The sequence below is a fragment of the Streptomyces griseorubiginosus genome (assembly GCF_036345115.1).
Lineage (GTDB): Bacteria > Actinomycetota > Actinomycetes > Streptomycetales > Streptomycetaceae > Streptomyces > Streptomyces griseorubiginosus_C.
Window position 1 is genome coordinate 3,481,558 of the sequence record NZ_CP107766.1, and the last position, 20,445, is coordinate 3,502,002.

The window sequence follows — 20,445 nt, forward strand, 5'->3', positions numbered from 1 at the left end:
GACGGGCGTCGCGGCTATCGCTTCCTACAGGTCACTTCCCGTAGTACGCGTTGTAGATCGAGATCGTCGACTTGTTGCCCTTCTTGTCGGCGATCTTGGCGTGGAACGAGATGGCCTTGTCCTTCGCCGGGTTCTTCACGGTGATCTGGCCGTCCTTGACCGTGACCTTCTTCCAGGTCTGGCCGTAGTCGTAGGACACGTACACCGCGAGGGACTTCAGGTTGGAGCCCTTGGCGGCGCCCTCGACCGTCAGCGGGATCTTGACCGTCTTGCCGGCCTCGACCCGGTTGTCCAGGCCCGTCTTGGCGTTGAAGCGGACCATGGAGGCCGGGAGGGTGGCCACCGTGCCGGCGGCCGGCTTCTTCGACGTGAACTCCCAGCTCGCGTCGATGCGGGTGGAGGCCGCCGCGACCTTGACGCTGCGCTTGACGGACGTGGTCAGCTTGTACTTCGCCTGGCCGGACGGCACCGTGAACGCCTTGGCGCCGAACAGCGGGTCGTCGTTGGTGCCGACCTTGGTGCCGTTGCGGTACAGGCTGGTGCTGACCGCGGTGAAGTCCGAGGAACCGGCGTGGCCGGCGCCGTCGGAGAACAGCGGGACGTAGCCGTAGACCGAGTTCCCGTCACGGAAGAGGCTGTAGTACTTGTTCAGGTGCGGGCCGAAGACCGCGGTGTTGAAGGTCTTCGAGTACTTCCGGCCCGCCTTGAAGGTCTGCGGGTCGCCCAGGGTGTAGTAGGCCTCCGTGATCGGGAAGCCCTCCGCGTCCTTGCCCTTGTACTGCGCGAAGTCGAACGACCACTGGATCTTGTCGACCGTCGACAGGTACAGCGTGCGGGTGCCCGGCAGCTTCTGCTCGACCGCCGTACCGAGGGTGAAGTCGTTCGGGAAGTACCCCGACACGGTCACCGCGCCGGTCTTGCCCGAGACCCCGGAACCGAGGTTGTTCTTCACCGTGGCGAGCTCGCTCGCCTTGAAGTGCCGGACCTTGTCGCCCTGGAGCCTCTTGACGTCGGCGGTGGTGGCCACGTCGTACTCGGCCTGGTCACCCTTGGTCCACTGACCGCTCCAGGTCTGGTGCAGACCGGAGACGTCGCCGCCGAGCGGTGCCACGCGGACGCCCTCGAAGGTCTCCAGGCCGACTCCGAAGCCGATGCCCGCCGGGTCGTACAGGTAGCTGATCACGCCGAGCTGCTGCTTGGCCTGGGCGTCCGGGACGGTGATGTCGGACGTCTTGGTCTTGCGGGCGTCGATCGTCACGGAGACGTTCTTGGTGACGCTCAGCTTCGGCTGGACCAGCCAGTCCAGACCGCCCTCGAAGTTCACGAGGTCCTTCGCGATCCATGCGTCCAGCAGGTAGTTGCCCTTGGGGACGCGCATCGTCGTCGTACCGGAGTCCGCGACGGTGACCTGGTAGCCCCGGCCCTCGGCGAGGCCCGAGAAGCCGAACAGGATGGTGTTGTAGTCGGCGGTCGGCTTCCCGTCCCGGCCGATGTGCTTGATCGTGACGTCGTACGACTCGACCTCGCGCTGTACCGCGGCCGCCGTGCGGACGGTCTGGCCGCCGCCCGTCGCGGTCACGTACGCCGAGTAGGAGCCGTCGAGCGTGCCGCCCAGCTTGGTGTTCACGCTCATGTCGACGGAGGCGCTGCGGCCCGCCGGGACGGTGACCGTGGTGGCGGCCAGCTTGAAGAAGCCGGCCGGCGCGGCCTGCCCCTTCGGGTTGGTGGCCGTCGACGTCAGCTTCAGCGTGACGTCCTTGGTGCCGAGGTTGCGGTACGTCAGCTTCTTGGTCACCGGCTTGTCGTCGGTGTGCGGCCACTGCTGCGTGCCGAAGCTCACCGACACCGGGTCGGCGATCACGGTCTGCTTGATCGCCTTGTCGACCTGGATACGGCCCGAACCCTGCTGGAACGGCGTGTACTTGCCGCCCTTCGTCGAGCCCGTCAGCGCGCCCTTGAGCTCGGTGTAACCCCAGTCGGGGTGCTCCTGCTTGAGGATCGCCGCCGCGCCCGCCACATGCGGGGTCGCCATCGACGTACCCGAGATCGTCAGGTAGCCCGGCGGCTTCTCACCGACCTCCAGGTCGATGACGCTGCCCTTGGCAGCGGCCGCCGTGATGTCCACGCCCGGCGCGGTGACGTCCGGCTTGATCGCTCCGTCGCCGGCGCGCGGGCCGGTGCTGGAGAAGTCGGCCAGCTTGTCCTTGTCGTCGACGGCGCCGACGGTGAGCGCGGCGTCCGCGCTGCCCGGCGAACCGACGGACTCCGGACCGGAGTTGCCCGCGGCGATGGCGAACAGGATGCCCTTCTCGGCGGAGAGCTTGTTGACCTCCGCCTCCAACGGGTCGATCTCCGGGGTGTCCTGGCCGCCGAGGCTGAGGTTGACGACGTCGGCGCCCTGCGCGGCCGCCCACTCCATGCCGGCGAGGATGCCGGAGTCGTCACCGGAGCCGGTGTCGTCGAGGACCTTGCCGTTGAGGATCTTGGCGCCCGGCGCGACACCCTTGTACTTGCCGCCCGACTTGGCGCCGGTGCCCGCCGCGATGGAGGCGACGTGCGTGCCGTGACCGAACTTGTCGGTGGCGTCGGCCGCGGTGGTGAAGTTCTTGGACTCGACCACCTGGGTCTTGAGGTCCGGGTGGGTGGCGTCCACACCGGTGTCCAGTACGGCGATCTTGACGCCCTTGCCGTCGTAGCCGGCCGCCCATGCCTTGGGGGCGCCGATCTGCGGCACGGACTTGTCGAGGCTGGCCTTGCGGACCCCGTCGAGCCAGACGTGCGCGATACCGGAGGCGGTGCTGCCCCCGTTGGTGACCGCGTCCCACAGCTCGGGGGTTTCCTTCTGCGGCGTCTGGACGGCGTCCGCGTTGAGCGTCTTCAGGGTGCGCCGCAGGGTGCCCGCGTCCCGGACGTCGGCCTTGGCGGCCGTGGCGGCGCCCTGGTAGCCGACGATGACCTTCAGTCCCTTGGCCTGGGACTTGCGGGTGGCGGCCTTGTTGAGCTCGGTGATGTCGAACAGGCGCTGGTCGAGCTTGCCGCTCGCGACCAGGCGGACCGCGTCGCCCGGCACCACGAGGGTGTGGCCGTCGACCTTGCGGATCTGCACCGGTATGTGTTCGCGCCCCTTCGCCCGTTCCAGGCCGACGACCCGGCCCTTGGCGTCGACGGCAACCCGGTCACCGGTGATCAAGGTGATGTGGTGCTTCGCGGTGAGTCCGGCGCCGGCCGAGTTCGCCGCGCTCACCGTCTGCTGCGCGTCCGCCGAGGCGGGGCTGGTCATTCCCGCCGCGAGCGCCACGGCCGCCGCTGTGGCGATCGTGGCCGCGCATGCCCTTTTCACTTGTCTGCGCAAGATTCCCCCTTGCAGAAGGACCGGGTGAATTCCCCGTTCACCCGGCCGGGGGTGGTCTCGCACGCATGCGCGTGCACCCCCCGGAACTCGCAGTATGCCGAGGGGTGATCACGACCTTCAATAGACAAGTCCCTGACAGCAAAGTCTGTTACAAGACTGCCGGATTCAGGGGGAGTTGAGGCCGCACGGTTCAGGTGGCGGCGTTCTCCTTGACGCTGATCCTCCCCTTGCGGATCGTGGCCAGGCGCGGGGCCTTCTTCGCGATCGCGGAGTCGTGGGTGACCATGATGAAGGTCAACCCGAGCTCCTTCCACATGCGTTCGAGTACGTCCATGATCTCGTCGCGCATCGACTCGTCGAGGTTGCCGGTGGGTTCGTCGGCGAGGAGCACCTTGGGCTGCTTGACGAGGGCGCGGGCGATGGCGACGCGCTGCTGCTGTCCGCCGGACATCTCGGAGGGCAGGTGCGCGAGGCGCTCCCCGAGGCCGACGGAGGTGAGCGCCTCGGCCGCCCGTTCCCTGCGCTCCTTGCCCTTCACGCCGAGGGGGACGAGGGCGGTCTCGACGTTCTCCTGGGCGGTGAGGGTGGGGATCAGGTTGAAGCTCTGGAAGACGAAGCCGATGTTCTCGCTGCGGACCCTGGTGAGCCTGGACTCCGACAGCTTGGCCAAGTCGGTGCCGTCCAGGACGACTTCGCCCTCGGTGGGCTTGTCGAGACCGCCGAGCATCTGGAGGAGCGTGGACTTGCCGCCGCCGGTGGGGCCCTGGATGACCAGGCGGTCCCCGTCGGCGATGGTGAGATCGACCCCGGCGAGCGCGTCGACGGTGTCCTTGCCGCGGGAGTAGCGCTTGGTGACGCTTCTGAGTTCGTACATGGTGAGCTCCTGGGTGGGGGAGTGGGGTTCGGGGTGGCGCGGATCGATGTCGGCCGCGGGTCGGTGGGGGCTGGTCGCGCAGTTCCCCGCGCCCCCAAGGGTCGGTACAGCTGGGCATGCCTTGCCTGCACCCACTCAGGGGCGCGGGGAACTGCGCGACCAGCCACGACGCTCCCGCACCCGCGTGACCACAGGACGAGGCACATGCGGGGGCGCACCGGCACCACCGCCGACGTCCGCTACTCGACGCGCCGCAACGCGTCCGCAGGCCGCAACCGAGACGCCCGCCAGCCGCCGAACGCACCGGCGATGAGACCACCGGCCACCGCAAGGCCCACCGCGATCGCGACCGTCGTCAGGCTGACGGGAGCACTGAGGGAGACGTCCAGCGTCTTTTCGGCGGCCCGTCGGCCGAACCCGCCGAAACCACCGGCACCTCCGCCGGCGCCTCCACCGCCCCCCAACTGCGCCTGCAACGTGGGACTGACCGCCGTCACGGCGTACGCCCCCGCCAGGCCCAGCGCGATCCCCAGCACTCCGCCGAGCAGCCCGTTGACCATCGCCTCGCCGACGACCTGCCGGGTCACGCGGCCCGACTTCCACCCCAGCGCCTTGAGCGTGCCGAACTCCCGCACCCGGCGTGAGACGGCGGAGGAGGTCAGCAGGCCGGCGACCAGGAACGCGGCCACGAGCACGGCGATGGACAGCCACTTGCCGACGTTGGACGCCAGGGAAGAGGCGGTGGACAGCGACCCGGACACCGTGTCCGCGAGATCCGCCGAGGTCGTCACCGTGGTACCCGTGACGTTCTTCTGGATCGAGGACTTGACGGAGTTGATCTTCTGCGAGTCGGTCGCCTTGACGTAGATCGTGGTGACCTTGTTCTTCGAGTCGCTGAGGGTCTGGGCCTGGGTGAGCGGGATGTAGACGTTGGCGGCCGCGTCCCCGCTGTCCGCGGTGGCGACGCCGATCACCATGAACTTGACGTTCTTGATGGTGAGGGTGGAGCCGACCTTGAGCTTCTTCTCCTTGGCGTACGCGGAGTCGAGGACGGCGACCTTGGCGTCGGTCTCGGTCGACTTGAACGTACGGCCGCTGGTGATCTTGGAGGAGGTCAGCGGGCCGAGGGCGGGCTTGGTGACGTCCGTGCCGTAGACGGAGTAGTTGTTGACGTCGAAGTCGGCGCCACCGCCCCGCACTTCGCCCTGCGGCTGGCCGTTGCCGCCGCCTTCGCGGCGGAAGCCGCCTTCACCGCCCCCGTTGCCGTTCTGCTGGAACTCGCCGCGGGTGAACTGGCCGTTGATCTTGATGACCTGCAGGCTCAGCCCGCCGACCGCGTCGGAGACGCCGGACTGCTGGTCGACCTTGGTGACCGTGGAGGTGGACAGGGTCTGGAAGCCCTGCACCATCACGCGGTCGCTGCTCTGCTCGGCGTTGGAGCCGTTGTCCTGCGCGTCGAACCGGAAGCGCGGCCGGTCGGACGAACTGGCCTGCGGCTGGGCCGCCTTGGTGACGGTCATGTCGGTGCCCAGCCCGTAGAGCGACTGGAGCACCTTGTCCTGGGCCTTCCCCATGCCGGACGACACGGAACTGACCACGATGACCAGCGCGATACCCAGCGCGAGCCCGGAGGCGACGACGAGGGCCGCCTTTCTGCGGCGGCGCAGCTCGCGCCTCAGGTAGGTGAAGAACATGGCCGCAAGCTAGGCAGGCCGCGTGATGACTCCATAAGCCCCCTATAAGAGCTGCATGAGAAGCCTGTCCGGGAGCCGTCAAGCAACCTGGACGAGCCTGTCAGGCCCGCGCCGACCCGTCATTCCCTGGCAGGCCAGCGGATCTCCACGTCCGTGACCTCCTGGGCCGACCCCGTGAAGGCCTCGGCCGACGACAGGTCGACCACCGTCTGGGTGAAGAGGTGGTGTACTCGAGGGTCGACCACCTCGGCCAGCGCCGACGGCCCGCCGTAGGCGCCGCGCAGCAACCATCCCGGTCCGTCGCACGCGAAGATCCGCGTCGGCTGCAGGACCCGCTCCCCGTCGCGTACGACGGGGACCTGGGCGCGGACCTCGGTGCCGAGGCTTCCGACGGCCTCCTCCGCGCTGCCGCCCTGGTCCCGGACGCCCTGGGCGATCCTCGGGCGGACCCTGTCCCAGGCCGGGCTTGCCGGGGTCCGGAACACCTGGAGACCGAGGGCCTGTTCACCGAGGGACACGACCACTCCGACGACGCGTTCACCGGCGGTCAGCGGATGCAGTGAGGCGCCCTCCAGCCGCGGCACGCGCAGCACGCCGAAGTCGAGGCGTGCCACGTCGGTCACCGGCTCGGCCACGTCCCAGGGCCCCGACTCACCGTCCCTGACCCGCGGGCGGGTCACCTCTCCGGAGTCCACGATCTCGGTCCATACGGACCCGGCGTCGTCGAGGAGGGTGTCGAGGGCGTCGGGTGGCGTACTGGGCAGGCTCACATACGCCAGGATCAGGGCCACCATGTCGTCCCAGCCGAACTGCCCGTCCCGCTGCGCGAGAGCGAGTCCTTCGAGACCGTCACGCAGCATGGCGGCCAGCACCCTCGTGCCGGGTCGGGGGGAAGCCTCCGCGAGCGTGGGCTCCTCGGCGTCGATGAGCACAGTGGCCGCGATGAGGAGCGCCCCCGGCGTCACCCGGTCCCAGACCCCGAACCCGGCCCGGTCGACGCTCCGCGCGGAGAGCTCCCCGTCCCGGCGGTACTGCTCGACGATCTCCCGGGCTCCCGCGACGGCGTCGCCGGTGGCACCCGTCCCGGCCTGGCTCATCACTCCCCCTCGGCCGCTCTGCGGGCCCTGCGCGCCAGCCCCTTCTTCACCGCGTCGATGGTGACGGTGATGGTCACGGCCGCCGCGGTGACCGGGTCCGTCGCCTGCACGCCCTGACCGATGTGGTCACCGATCTGCTGCGACACGCTCGCCACCTCCTCGACGGCTCCGGTCTTGAACTCGGCGCGCTCCTTGCCCTCCTCGGCGGCGGCCTCCGACTCGGCCGAGGCCTCACCCGACCGACTGGCGGCGGCGCCCGGCTGGTGCCGGGGGATGCCGTTCGGGTCGAAGTCGGGGAGATCGGCGGCGCCGCCCGTCGGGCAGTTGTGGACGAGCAGCGGGGTGTCGCCCGCCAGCACATAGTACGTATGCAGGGTGCCGACGGTGAGGTCGTACGTGGTGCCGTGCTGATGGAAGCTGCGCACCCCGCGGACGACCACCGTGGTCCCGTCGGCCCGGCGCAGCTCCGTGCCCGGCCTGAGGTCGTGGGCGTCGACCCAGCGGTGGTGGGTGGCGTCCCAGAACGGGTGGTGCCAGGTGGTGGTGAGGGTCTGCTGTCCGGACCTCCCCGACGGCGGCCCCCGGGTCGGTGCAGTGTCCAGGGTCAGCGTCGTGAAGTCCTTGTCCGTCGTCGTGACGATGACCTGCTGGACCTGCTCCGGAGCCGTGACACCGGTCTGCGGGTCCGTCGCGAGGACCGTGTCGCCGACCTTGACCTTGCTGATGGGCTTCGACGTACCGTCCGCCAGCCGCACCCCGGTACCGGGCACGAAGCTGTGGACCGTGCAGGCCACGCCCTCTGCGGTGTCCGCCCCCGCGTTCTCCGCGGCCCGCATCTCCGCCATGGCGTGTTCCGCGCGCACCGCGTCCTCGGCAAGTCTCGCCGCCTCCTCCGCGTCCTTCACCGCCGTATAGGCACGGTCCAACGCCCGCCAGATCTTGAAGGCCTCCACCCCGACCTTGATGGCTTTGAAGACCTTGCCCCACGGGACCGCCGTCAGGGCTGTGTTGACGCAGCCCATGACGTCACCCTTGGTGAAGCAGTTGTAAGCGTCGGTCAGGCCGATGACGTCCGCGACCAGGCTCAGCAGCTGGTGCTTGAGGCCGGAGACCTGCTTCTTCGCCGCCGCAGCGGCCGCGTTCGCGGTGGCCTTGGCCCGCTGTACGGCCTTGGCCTCGGCCTGCGGGTCGTACGTCTTGCTGTTGATGTTGCCGCCGCCGGCGCCCGTGCCCTGGCCGAGCTTGTGGCCATCGGTGCAGTTGCCGTGGTGGCAGTACGCCGTGTTGCTGCCGCCCGGATCGACCGGGCCGGTCGTGACGTAGCGCGTCGGATTGCTCTTGCTGGTGCCGGTGCCGCCGATCGGGTAGCCGACGCCGCACTGGTCCGCCATGCACAGGCCGGAGGGGTCGGACTCGGTCACCGGCGAGTCGCCGGCGTAGTCGTAGGCGTTCCAGGTCTGTGGGGAGCCGGGGTCGAGGAGCGGGTCGGGGCTGAGGAACCGGCCGATGGTGGGGTCGTACTCGCGGGCACCCAGGTTGGTCAGGCCCGTGTTGTCGTCCTCGGTGCCGCCGACGTACCCCTGTTGGCCTCGCCAGGTGCCGGACTGGTCGCGGGTCTCACCGAAGGGTTTGTACTGGCGGCGGACGACCTGTTGGCTCTGCGAGTCGATCTGGAGGGTGCCGGTGCCCTGGCGGTCCGGGATCAGGTACGAGAACGTGCCGTCGGAGGAATGGGTTGCCACGGTCTCGCCCGCCAGGGAGATGTACCGCACCCCGTCGGCGCTGCTGGCACCGGACTTGAGGGTGATCTCCTCGTCGCCCGTGTAGAGGGTGGTGGCGTCGGGACTGCGGCGCAGCAGCAGGGTGCCGTCGGCGCCGTACAGGTACTTCGTGTCGCCCGCCGAGCCCGTCGAGGACAGGTCGGACAGGGCACCTTCATCGTTGTACGTCAGGGTGTCGGTGCCCGCGCGGGTGGTGCGGGTGAGGACATTGCCGTCGTCGTCGTAGGTGTAGGAGTTCGTGGTGTTCGCCGTCGAGTCGCCCGGCACGACCGTGTTCACCTGGGACACGGCGTGAGCCGGGCCCGCGCCCGCCGCGACGGGAGTGTAGGTGGCCGTCGCGTCCTTCGCGGTGACGCCGGTCGGGTCGTGGTCGACCTGGGTCGCACGGGCTCCGGTGGCGTCGTAGGTCCAGGACTGCCAATACGGCGAGGGGCCGCCCACAGTCGAAGCAGCGCCCGGCGCCGGCGTGGCCGCGCAGTCGTCAGTCGCCGTCCACGCGGACTTCAGGCGCTGCGCCCAGTCGTAGGCGAAGCACTGGGTGTCGGTCTGGCCGTTCTCCAGCTTGTCGCTGATCTTCGTGACGTTGCCGGACGGCTGGTAGGAGTACGCCGTCTTGTCAGCGATGGCCGCACCCGACTTGGTGACCGTGGTGGAGTCCGCAAGACGGTGGGTCTGGTCGTCGTAGTTCAGGGTCTGCTGGGCGAAGTTGCCGGAGGTCCCGTAGGTGAACTGGTACGGCTCGTCGAACTCCGTGTACGAGAGCTTGTTGACGTAGGACCAGCTGTTCGTGGTGCCGCCGACGGCCGTGGGCCGGTCGTAGGCGTCGTAGGTGTAGGAGACGGTCTCCTGCGGCAGCTTGACGGTGGTCGGGTCCTGGTCGGTGTAGTTCTTCAGCGTGCCGGTGAGGTTGTACGTGTTCTGGTGGATGTAGTTGCCCGCCAGCGCGCCCTCGGCCGCCGGGACGACCAGTTCGGTGGCCTGCGCCCAGCCGTGGCTGTCGTAGCCAAGGACCTTCTCCGTGTAGGCCGAACCGCTCGTGCCGCCCACATAGCGGATGGACGAGGTCGGTTTGCCCTTCTTCAGCGTGTCGTACGTCCAGGCCGCGAGCTCGTTGCCGGTCGACTGCGCGACCCCGCCCGTGGTGTCGAACTCGGCCGTCTTGCGGCCCAGTTCGTCGTACTTGTAGCTGATGGTCTTGCCGCGCGCGTCGGTGGTGGTCAGCAGCTGGCCCGCGTTGTCGTAGCTGGAGGACGAGTTGCCGGTGTCGGGGTCGGTCTGGGAGGTGCGGCGGCCGAGGAGGTCGTAGTGGTTGCTCCAGGTGTGGCCCTGGCCGTCGTCCTGACCGATCTGGTGGCCGGCCGCGTCGTAGGAGTAGGTGACGGTGTCCGCGGTGCCGGTGGGGGTGGTGCCGTGGTAGCGCAGCAGCTTGACCAGTTGGCCGCGGGCGTCGGTGTACGTCGTGGTGGGGGTGGCGCCCGCGGGCGGGGTGACGTCGACGCGGTCCGAGCCGGGGTAGGCCGTGCTGGTGCGCCAGGTCTCCGACGCGAAGTGGTAGGCGATCGAGGCGGTGGTGCGGCCGGCGCCGTCGTAGAGCGTGCCCGTCTGGGACGGCGTCTGGTTGTCGGCCGCGTCCACCAGGTCCCCCGAGGGTGCACCGGCGTTGTAGTACGCGTCGGAGGAACTCACCGGCCAGCCGTGGCTGTCATACACGGTGTCGGTGATCGTGCGACCGCCGTCGACCGTCGCGGTCTGTGTCTCGCGCGGCCGCAGCATCGCGTCGTAGATCGAGACGGAGGTGCGGTAGGCGTTGTCGTCCGTCAGGGTCTGGGTGGTGACCGTGGACGGCACCGAGGGCGAGAGGTTGTAACTGAACTTGGTGTTGGGGTTGTTGTCGGTGGCGAACCCCGGGTTCCATACGGCGGTCAGCCTGCCCAGCGCGTCGTAGGTGCTGGTGGTGGAGTAGCCCGCCGCGTCGGTGGTCTTCAGGTCCAGGCCGCGGGCCGGGTCGAGCGTGGTCGTGGTGGCGAAGGCCGTGGTCTGGCCGGTGACCTTCGGCTGGGTGACCGAGACGGAGGTCGGGGCGGTGCCGGTGGTCGGGGTGTAGGCCGTGGTCGTGGTGCGGCCGTCGGCGTCGGTCTCGGTGAGCTCACGGCCGTAGGCGTCGTAGGTGTTCTTCAGGGCAGTGATGTGGTGGATGGTCCCGTCGGCGGCGACCGAGTCCGCCTTCTGGACCATCGTCACATCGCCCTTGGTGGGCACCGCGGTGTTGTCCGTGGAGTTGTCGAAGAACGTCAGGTCGTCACTGACCAGGTCCTTCGTGTAGTCCGGGGTGGCCGAGCAGGAGACCGAGAGTTCCTGAACCCGGCGTGGGACCGGCAGGTTCGCACCCGAGGAGTCCTGGACGTACCAGGTGCGGGTGCACTTGTCGTCGGTGGAGGTCGAGGTGTCGCCCTGGTCGTCCACAGCGGTGGGCAGACCGGTCACCGGGTCGATCGTGTAGTCGACCTCGGTGGTCTGCTTGGTGCCGTCCGCCTTGGTGGTGACCGTGCGGGCCCGCTTGATGTTGGTGGTGTGCGCGACCAGCGGGTCCAGGCCGGCGTTCGTGCGGGTCTGGGTGGCCGTCGCCGCCGAGCTCCACGGGTCGGTGACGCCGTCGGACAGCAGGGCGCCGCCGTCGCCGTTGAAGGACTGGGCCTCGAAGCCCTGACCGGCCAGCCAGTCGGAGTCCTTCTGCGGATCGTCGTTCGCGGAGTCGTCGAGGGTGACGCTGCGGGTGCCGGAGGATGTCTTGTCGCCGTCCATGCCGCGGAAGAACGTCTCCCGGGACAGGGTGATCGTCGCGGGGGATGTGCCGGTGCGGGTCTCGACGGTGCCGTAGCCGCGCCACTGGTTCCAGGTGCGGTACTTGGCCTGCGTCATCGGATCGTCGTTGAAGTGCCAGGCGGGGTCGCCGAGGTACTTGTACGAGGTCTGGACGGGGAGTCCGCCGCCCGTGGGGTCCTGCGCCGTGACCGAGTTGACGACGAACTTGTTGAACCAGTCCAGCTGCGGGGAGGTCTGGCCCGGCGGGGTCCAGTACTGCGGGTAGCAGCGGAGGGTGTTGCCGTCCTGGCTGGAAGGCAGTACCGCGGTGCCCGTGCGATGGCACTGCGGTCCGGTGTAGTTGACCGTGATCACCTCGCCGGACTCGGTGGTGACCGTGGTGATCCGGTAGCGGGTGATCGGCTGGTATCCGTCCAGGCCGTCGACCCGGTTGGCCAGCGCCTGCCCGGCGAACTTCACCGGCGGCAGGTCGAGGCTGCCGCCGTCCTTGCCGGTGTGCACGATCTGGCTCAGCCAGAGCGAAGGGGTGGTGGTGTCACCGGTGGACGGGAAGGTGTGGCTGAGTGTCCAGGCGTCCACGTCCTTGTAGGCGGTGCCCACCAGGACCTGGGTGCGGATGCCGGTCAGGCGCCGGTTGGTGAAGAAGGCCGGGCCGTGGTTGGCGCAGGTACCCGAGGACGGGCAGACCTGATCGACGGGGACGTCCGGCCAGTGCGAGGCGTTGGCCGTCGTCATTTTGGCGGACGCGCAGTCGAAACCGGAGTCGGGCAGGCAGCGTTCGGAGGTGTCGAAGAAGACCTGAGCGGCGGCCGGGGCGGTGCTGTCGTAGACCTTTCCGGCCAGCTGGCCGTACTGGATCTTGGAGAGGTAGCCGTCCCGGGTGTACGGCGTCGGAGTCGTGGAGTTGTCCCGGCCGTAGTAGCCCGTCGTCGGGGTGTACCAGTAACTGACGGCGTTGCCGTGCGGGTCGACGGTGTAGTCGAGGTTCCACCGGTAACCCTGCTGGCACCACGAGTCGGCGAAGGTGGACGCGTGGCACGGCTCGCCCGTGTCATTGCCGTAGACCGGCGTCGTGTACACCGAGTTGGTGGTCGCGGCCCCGGTCGTCCAGCCGGGGAGGCGGTTCAGGCCGAAGTAGTACTTGGTGCCGTCGGCCGTGGTGACGACGAAGTACTCGTTGTCGTTGTCGCCGTTGACCGTGTCGGTCTTGACGTCGATCTTCTCGCCGTTGTCGCCCTGCGGGTGCCAGGTGCCGGTCTTCCCGTCGTGGACCAGTGTGTTGGACGAGCCGTTCAGGGACAGGGTCAGCGTGTCGACGTCGTCCGACCAGCACTCGTCGGAGGTCTTGGGTGAACCGTTCGCGGTGTCGTCGGAGCAGGAGGCGTAGCCGCGCTCCACGAAGCCGGGCGAGTAGTCCCAGCCGTCGCCGATCCAGGAGGACTGGGCGTTGGTCGAGGAGGTGCGGCCGTCGACGCTCTGGGAGCTGTAGTCCAGGGACACGCTCGGGGTGAGGCTGCCGGGTACATCGGGCACGGAGATCGGGTACGAGTAGGTGAAGGCACCGCTCGAACCACCGGCCGACCACTGGCCGGAGGGGGCCAGGGAGGTGGCCGCGTAGGTACCGCCGCCGCCCGACGCGGTCGCCTCGGCCGCGAGCACCATGGGCTGTGCGGTGGTGGCCGCGGTCAGGGGGACGGCGGCTGAGACCGTCTGGGTCTTCGTGTCGTTGGTCGAGGTCAGTGGGGTCTGCCGACGGCAGGCGGCGGCCTGCGGGGTGGTCAGCGCACAGGCCGGAAGCTGTACGAGGCGCAGCCGACCGGCCCAGTCACCGCCGTAGGAGTCCCTGAACGCCGAGTAGTCCAGGCCTACTTGGGCTGTTCCGGCCTTGTCCGGCCGAACCGTGAAGACCACTCCGTGCACGCCGAGACGCTGCGCGGCCGTCTGCCCCGGCAGCGACACACGCACCCGGGTACCAGCGGCGGTCCGATGCGCCCCCTTCGCAGCTGCGACGCTTACGGGGACACCGTGGCCGCTCGCGGAGGCGACGCCCTGTAGCGGCACCACCATCTCGGCAGCGCCCTTGGCGGGCCAGGTGCTGCGCGCGTCCCCGACGTTCCAGCGGGCCATGGACGGCACCTTGACCGCCTTGCCCTTGACCTGGGAAACGGGTACCGCGTGTTGCTTCTCAGCCCCGACCAGGTAATTGGCACGCTGCCCCGAGGCAGCCGCGCTCGGCGGCGCGAGAATTCCGACCAGTAGCCCAAGGGCGCCGATGGCGACGATCCACAGAGCGGGTGCCCTGCGTATCCCCATGGTCTTTCTGTAAATCCGCCACTGAGAACTCCGACGCACGGTCGCCCCCCATTCCAGCACGGCTGTCGGGAGACATTTGAACAGACCGGAACCCGCATCTCACAGCAAATGCACACCTGGAAAAGGTATAGAGATCACCACGCATCGCCCCTCGTTCGACCAAACTTGGCGGGCGAATCAGCCAACTTCCCCACGAACAGGTCTGATTGCTCGACAACATCGTCATCTGCCCCACGTGACAGCAAAGTTGCACACGTCATCCACACATCCGTTGTCGGCTTGACATAAATGCGGGTAACCTCCCTCGCGCCCACAGCATGGGATTTCCACTCGGACTCGAATTGGGGGGCACATGTCCGACCGATTTCGTCGGCTCTCATTCGCCGGCTCAGGGAAAAGACGAACACCTGCCAGATTCCTCGCGCTGGCCACGGTCAGCGCGCTCTGTCTGACTCCGCTCGCCGTTCACCCGGCGTCAGCCGATAGCGCGGCCGATTCCCCACCGGGCACCGTCGCGGACGTGAACGCCAACCAGCCCGGCCTCACCCCGGCGCCGGCGCACCGCACGGACCCGCCGAGGCCGACCGGATCCCTGCGCCCGCCGGACAACGACGGCCTGACGGCCACCGAACAGACGGCCGTGGCCACCGCACAGAAGCAGGCCGCGGCGACCGGCGAGCCGGTCCGGGTCGACGCCCTTACCACCGAAACGACGACGACCACGGCCAACCCCTCCGGCACCCTCACCTACGACTCCAGCCTGCTGCCCGTTCGGGTCCGCAAAGCCCACCGGTGGGTTCCGGTCGACGCGACGCTCCAGCACAACGCGGACGGCACCTGGAGCCCGAGGGCAGCGGCCGAGCCCCTCGCGTTCTCCGGCGGCGGCACCGGTCCGCTCGCCACCATGACCAAGGGCGCGGCCTCCCTCGCCCTCTCCTGGCCGAAGCCCCTGCCCGCCCCGCACGCCTCCGGCGCGAGCCTGACCTACCCCGGCGTGCTGCCCGACGTCGATCTCAGGGTCACCGCGGACACCCGGGGCGGCTGGTCCGAGGTCCTCGTCGTCAACAGCGCGCGGGCCGCGGCCGATCCCGCGCTCGCGGAACTCGCCCTGACCACCCGGGCCAAGGGCGTCATCGTCACCGACGACGGCCACGGCAACCTCGACGCGACCACCCCCGACGGACAGGTGCTCTTCAGCGCCCCGCAGCCGGCGATGTGGGACTCCACCGGTGCCGCCCCGCAGACCGGACCCGCGCCGAAGGCCCATGTCGCTCGCGTGCAGGGCCACTTGCACGGCAACACCCTCTCCCTGTCCCCCGACACCCGGCTGCTCAAGGACGCGCACACCAGATTCCCTGTCTACATCGACCCGACCTGGAACCCGCACTACGCCAGCGGGGCCAAGCAGCACTACGTCGAGACCCAGCAGGGCTGCCCCACCGCCAAGAACTACGACTCCACCCAGTACGGCGACCCCGGCGTCGGCTACAACAGCTGGTCGGGCTGCATCGGCGGAGAACGCTCGTACTTCCAACTGGCGGTGCCCTCGGCCGTCTACGACTCGCATGTCGTCTCCGCCACGGTGAACGCGAAGGAGAACTACTCCGCCAGTTGCAGCCTCTCCTCGGACGTCTACCTCTACTGGTCCGGCGCGATCAGCTCATCCACCACCTGGAACAGCAAGCCGTCGCTGACCGGCAAGCTCGCCACCAAGAGCTTCGGCCCCGCCTGCACCAGCGAGCCCTCCGGCGGGTTCTCCGTGACGTCCACCATCGCCAAGGGCGCCGCCGCACACTGGAAGAGCTGGACCTTCGCCCTCGTCAACAGCCAGAGCGGCAGCGGCGACGGCAACTACTTCAAGCGGTTCGACAACAACCCGTCGATGTCCATCGAGTACAACCACGTGCCCGCCAAGCCCGGCACCCTGGCCACCAAGGTCGGCTCGACCTCGCTCGGCTGCGGCACCGCCACCCCGTACCCGATCGTCGGCAAGACCCTCGCCACCACCCCACCCACCCTCAACGCCAAGGTCAGCGACACCGACAAGGACGCGCTCGCCGCCACCTACTCGTACTGGGTCGGCAGCGGCTCGGCGACCTCGACCACCAGCGCTACCGTCGCCAGCGGGGCCAACGCGCCCAAGCAGTTGCCCTCCACGTTCATGAGCGGGCTGGCCGACGGCAGCGTGGTGAGCTGGAAGGCCACCGCCAGTGACGGGGAGGACACCTCCACGGCCTCGGCCACCTGCCACTTCACCGTCGACCTGCACAGCCCCGCCCAGCCGACCGTGACCAGCGCGGACAGCCTCTACCCGGAGGACCAGCCCGGCATCACCGCGGCGGGCACCCCGGGCAGCTTCACCGTCTCGGTGAACCCGGGCAGCAACGGCAACAACGCGGCCAAGTTCCTCTACGGCCTGGACGCGGCGCCGCCCACGTCCAACACCCCCGCCTCGCAGACCAAGACGGCGGTCAGCAACAAGGCCACCATCACTGTGACCCCGGCGGCGCCCGGCACCCACACCCTCTACGTCTACGCGGTCGACTCGGCGGGCAACGTCTCCTCCCAGCAGCAGTACGAGTTCACAGCACTCGGGCACGCCACCAAGAGCTACGCCAGCCTTCAGGCGGCCTTCAACAACACCGCCACCACCGACGACGGCAACCGCACCACCGCCGACGCGGACGGAGTCGGCGCCACGCTCTCCCTCCAGGACCTCAAGGCGGCCGGCTGGCAGCCGGGCGGGAGGATCACCGTGGACGGCGCCGCGTTCACCCTGCCCAACTGGGGTGCCACCAGCGGCGACAACGTAATGGCCGCCAACCAGACCATCCAGATGAACGGCACGAGCGGCCGGGCCCTCGTCTTCCTCGGCTTCTCCACCTACGGCATGATCGGCTCACAGCACCTGAGCGGTGACGTCACCAGCCCGGTGGTACCGGACGGCACCAGCATCTCGGCGACCAACTGCAGTCTGGGCAATGCCACTTACGAGGACTGCGTCACCCCGACGGGCTCCATCAGCTACGGCGACGGCACGACACAGCCGTACGACCTGGCCATGCCCGACTGGGTGTACGGCTCGGACACCCTGGCCGCCGTCACCCTGCTCCACCGCAACACGCCCGGTGCCCAGCAGACCCGGGACACCAACATCTACGCCTTCGCGGTGCCGTTGAAGGCCGGTGCCACCGTGAACTCGGTGACGCTTCCCGACCTGGCCGACGCGGCCCGACAGTACGTCCCCGGGCTGCACATCGTCGGCATGTCCGTCCGGGACACCACGACCGCGTCCGGTGGGAAGACGTGGACCGGCAGCTGGAGCGCACCCACCGAGGAACGGTTCCGCTTCACCGACATGGGCGCCTTCAGCAACCAGACCTTCCGCGAGGTGACCCAGGTCAGCGCGGGCGGCGACTCGGTACGGCTGCGCCTGTCCAACGCACTGGGCACCGACCCGCTCACTCTCGACCACGTCACTGTCGGCTCGTACAGCGGGGGCGCCGCGGTGGCGTCCACACCGGTCGACGTGACCTTTGGCGGCTCCAGGTCCGTGATCATCCCGGAGGGCGGTGAGCTCTACAGCGACCCGATCCCCATGACCCTGGTCCCACGCCAGGTGATCACGACCAGCATCCACCTGGTCAACCAGGTCAACTACCTCGTCATGCACCCCTGGGCGGCAACCGACACCCTCAGCTACGTCAGCGCCGTCGGCAGCGGCGACCACACCGCGGACACCGCGAGCACGGCGTTCACCGGCACCGGAACGGTCTCCGCGAGTCATTTCGCCGCCGTCCTCACCGGGGTCGACGTCACCACCGCGGACAATCGGCCCACGGTCTCCGTACTCGGCGACGGCCTCGTCGACAGCCGTACCACGGGCACCTCGGCGGGCTACAACACCGAACGGATGAACCAGTGGCTGGCATACCGGCTGGCCACCAACACCGACGGGGTCCCGGTCTACGGCGTGGTGGCCTCCGGTATCGAGAACAACTACCTCGGCACCGACCAGGGAGCCGGCGCCGGCGGCCGCGCAGCTCTCACCCGTCTGGACCGGGACGTCCTCTCCGTCCCCGGCATCCGCACGGTCGTGGTCACCCAGGGCCTGGAGGACATCGTCGCGGGTCATGACGACGTCGACATCGACAACGCCCTTGGCCTGCTGCGCGACCAGCTCAAGGGGTGGGGCGTCAAGGTCGTCTTCGCGACCCTGACCCCCTGCGACGGCTACGGCCCCTGCACCACACCCATCGACCAGAACCGCATCGACACCAACACCTGGATCACCGATCAACTCGACTTCACCACACCCACGGTGAGCAACGTCGATGCGGAGTCGGTGCTGGCCGTCACCGACACGGCGAGCACGACGGACCCCCAGGCCCTGAAGCTGGGCAACGACGCGGCCCCGGCCGACTATGACGCCGGCGACCACGTCAATCTGACCCCGGACGGCTACACCGCCCTCAGCAACGCCTACGACCTCGCCTCGATCGGCCCGGACGCCTAGCGGAACCGCAAAGAGAAACACAGAAGGCGGCCACCCCCGAGGGGATGGCCGCCTTCCCGCGTCAGTCAGGCGTTCGTCAGACCGCCGACCCCGCCTTCCAGTCCGCCCAGCTCAGGTTCCAGCCGTTGAGGCCGTTGTCCGGGGCCACCGTCTTGTCGCCGGTGTTCTTCACGACCACCACGTCACCGATGATCGAGTTGTTGTAGAACCAGTAGCCCGCCGTGCCGGTGTCGTTGGCGCCCTTGGTGTCGGACAGGCCCACACAGCCGTGGCTGGTGTTGACGCTGCCGAAGATGGACTTGGCGCCCCAGTAGTTGCCGTGCACGAAGGTGCCGGAGTTGGTGAGCCGGATGGCGTGCGGCACGTCCTTGATGTCGTACTCGCCCTTGCCGTCGTCGTCGGTGAAGCCCACGGTCGCGCCGTTCATGCGCGTCTCCTTGAACTTCTCGGACATCACCATGATGCCTTCGTACGTCTTGTTCTCCGGCGAACCGGCCGAGATCGGGATGGTCTTGATCGTCGCGCCGTTGTGCGTGATCTTCATCTGCTTGGTCTTGGCGTCGACGTACGAGACCTGGTTGCGGCCGATCTTGAAGGTGACCGTCTTCTGCTGGACGCCGTAGACCCCGGAGGCGCCCTCGACACCGTCGAGCGCGAGCTTCAGCGTGACGGTGGAGTTCTCCTTCCAGTAGTCCTCGGGGCGGAAGTCGATCCGGTTGGCGTTGAACCAGTGGCCGACGACCTCCTGACCGCTGCTGGAGGAGACGGTGATGCCCTTCTGGACGGCCGCCTTGTTGGTGATCGCCTTGTCGAAGTTGATCGACACCGGCATGCCCACGCCGACGGTCGAGCCGTTCTCCGGCGTGAAGTTGCCTATGAAGCTGTTGGCCGGGGAGACCGTCGTGAACGAGGCGTTCTCGTGGGCGACCAGACCGTCCGCGTCCTTGGCCTCCGCGGCGACCTTGTAGCTCGTGGAGCGCTCCAGCTGCGCGTCGGGCTTCCAGCTGGTCTTGTCGGCGGACAGCTGGCCCGCGACCTTGGCGCCGTCGGCGGTCGTCATCGTCACCTCGGTGAGCGTGCCCTTGCTCACGGTGACGGCGGCCGAGTTGTTGATGGAGGCGTTGTCCGTGCCGTCCTTCGGCGTGATCTTGATCTCGGCGGCGGAGCTCTTCTTGGCCGCCGCCTCGTCGGCCTTGGCCTGCGAGGTGTCGTTGCCGCCGCCGCTCGACGACGAGTCGTCGCCACCGGAACAGGCCGAGAGCACCAGCACCCCGCCGAGCAGAGCGGACGCGACCGTCAGGCCCCTGCGCCGCTTACTGACCGTCATCACACGCTTCTCCATCGTTGCCGAATCCCAGAAACCCCGAGAGTCCCCGTCAATGAAAACTCAACGCTACGACCGGTTCGTCCCGTTCCACCATCTCGGAAGGTGTGGGGCACACCACGTCCGCCGTGGCGGAGGGTGCGACTGTCGGGCCGTGCGACCCCTGAGACGACGAAACCCCGGGCGGCGGTTGCCGCCCGGGGTCAGGTTTTTCCCGGCGCGCTCAGCCGACGGCCTCTTCTTCCTCGTCCTCCTCGACATCATCGTCGTCGAGGTCCCAGTCCGGCGAATCCGGGTCGTAGTCGATCTGCTCGCTGCTCCAGGAGGCCTGGGCCAGTTCGACCCCCGGCACGTCCCCCACCAGGTCGAACGGGTCCACGAGATAGGCGAGGGCCTCGGCAGTGTCTTCGGTCACAGCACCCTCGGCGTGCGCCCGCTCGTCGTCCGGCATGTCCGGATCGTCCGCGATCCGCTCCAGCGCGGCCCGGGTCACGGCGTCCCGGTCGTCCACCTCGACGACGAGTTCCACCCGAAGCCGTACAAAGCGTGATGTCTCTTCAGTGCTCATGCCCGGAGAGTAAGGCCCATCGCTCCCGTGACTTTCCCGTGACCCGCGTCTTTCACTAACATCGCCCCACACGGCCAATTCGCCAGTGCCACAAGGGGATCGA

The 20,445-nt window shown here is 68.7% G+C and carries 8 protein-coding genes; 1 reads left to right on the forward strand and 7 read right to left on the reverse strand.

All coding sequences use genetic code 11. The features are described 5' to 3' along the window. Nucleotides 1-31 precede the first annotated feature (31 nt). From OHN19_RS15550 to OHN19_RS15570, 5 genes are all read right to left on the reverse strand, one after another. Nucleotides 32-3,340 (reverse strand): S8 family peptidase, encoded by a 3,309-nt coding sequence (locus OHN19_RS15550; protein WP_419249579.1) that lies wholly within the window; start codon nucleotides 3,338-3,340, stop codon nucleotides 32-34. 202 nt (nucleotides 3,341-3,542) lie between these two features. Further along, nucleotides 3,543-4,226, reverse strand: coding sequence for an ABC transporter ATP-binding protein (locus OHN19_RS15555; protein ID WP_330264767.1), 684 nt, complete (start codon nucleotides 4,224-4,226; stop codon nucleotides 3,543-3,545). A gap of 239 nt (nucleotides 4,227-4,465) precedes the next feature. Continuing rightward, complete coding sequence (locus tag OHN19_RS15560; protein ID WP_330264768.1) at nucleotides 4,466-5,920, reverse strand: ABC transporter permease; 1,455 nt, start codon at nucleotides 5,918-5,920, stop codon at nucleotides 4,466-4,468. A gap of 119 nt (nucleotides 5,921-6,039) precedes the next feature. After that, nucleotides 6,040-7,017, reverse strand: coding sequence for a DUF3710 domain-containing protein (locus tag OHN19_RS15565; protein WP_330264769.1), 978 nt, complete (start codon nucleotides 7,015-7,017; stop codon nucleotides 6,040-6,042). Then, on the reverse strand, nucleotides 7,017-13,934 hold the full coding sequence (locus OHN19_RS15570; protein WP_330264770.1) for an RHS repeat-associated core domain-containing protein: 6,918 nt from the start codon (nucleotides 13,932-13,934) through the stop codon (nucleotides 7,017-7,019). Before OHN19_RS15570 ends, OHN19_RS15565 begins: the two co-directional genes overlap by 1 nt. 520 nt (nucleotides 13,935-14,454) lie before the next feature. On the opposite strand from OHN19_RS15570, the gene OHN19_RS15575 reads away from it, so the two are divergent. Then, on the forward strand, nucleotides 14,455-18,450 hold the full coding sequence (locus OHN19_RS15575; protein WP_330264771.1) for a hypothetical protein: 3,996 nt from the start codon (nucleotides 14,455-14,457) through the stop codon (nucleotides 18,448-18,450). Nucleotides 18,451-18,526: 76 nt separating this feature from the next. On the opposite strand, the gene OHN19_RS15580 is transcribed toward OHN19_RS15575, so the two are convergent. Together OHN19_RS15580 and OHN19_RS15585 are read right to left on the reverse strand one after the other, a co-directional pair. Continuing rightward, complete coding sequence (locus tag OHN19_RS15580; protein ID WP_330264772.1) at nucleotides 18,527-19,792, reverse strand: L,D-transpeptidase; 1,266 nt, start codon at nucleotides 19,790-19,792, stop codon at nucleotides 18,527-18,529. 205 nt (nucleotides 19,793-19,997) lie between these two features. Further along, nucleotides 19,998-20,342 carry a hypothetical protein gene (locus OHN19_RS15585; RefSeq protein ID WP_330264773.1) on the reverse strand — a complete coding sequence of 115 codons (345 nt, stop codon included), beginning with the start codon at nucleotides 20,340-20,342 and terminating at the stop codon, nucleotides 19,998-20,000. Nucleotides 20,343-20,445 lie beyond the last annotated feature (103 nt).

Bases quoted from the DNA above. Each gene is read 5' to 3' on its own strand.
- OHN19_RS15580 (WP_330264772.1), bottom strand. From the start codon at position 19,792: ATGGAGAAGCGTGTGATGACGGTCAGTAAGCGGCGCAGGGGCCTGACG.
- OHN19_RS15565 (WP_330264769.1), bottom strand. From the start codon at position 7,017: ATGAGCCAGGCCGGGACGGGTGCCACCGGCGACGCCGTCGCGGGAGCC.
- OHN19_RS15560 (WP_330264768.1), bottom strand. From the start codon at position 5,920: ATGTTCTTCACCTACCTGAGGCGCGAGCTGCGCCGCCGCAGAAAGGCG.
- OHN19_RS15570 (WP_330264770.1), bottom strand. From the start codon at position 13,934: ATGGGGATACGCAGGGCACCCGCTCTGTGGATCGTCGCCATCGGCGCC.
- OHN19_RS15585 (WP_330264773.1), bottom strand. From the start codon at position 20,342: ATGAGCACTGAAGAGACATCACGCTTTGTACGGCTTCGGGTGGAACTC.
- OHN19_RS15555 (WP_330264767.1), bottom strand. From the start codon at position 4,226: ATGTACGAACTCAGAAGCGTCACCAAGCGCTACTCCCGCGGCAAGGAC.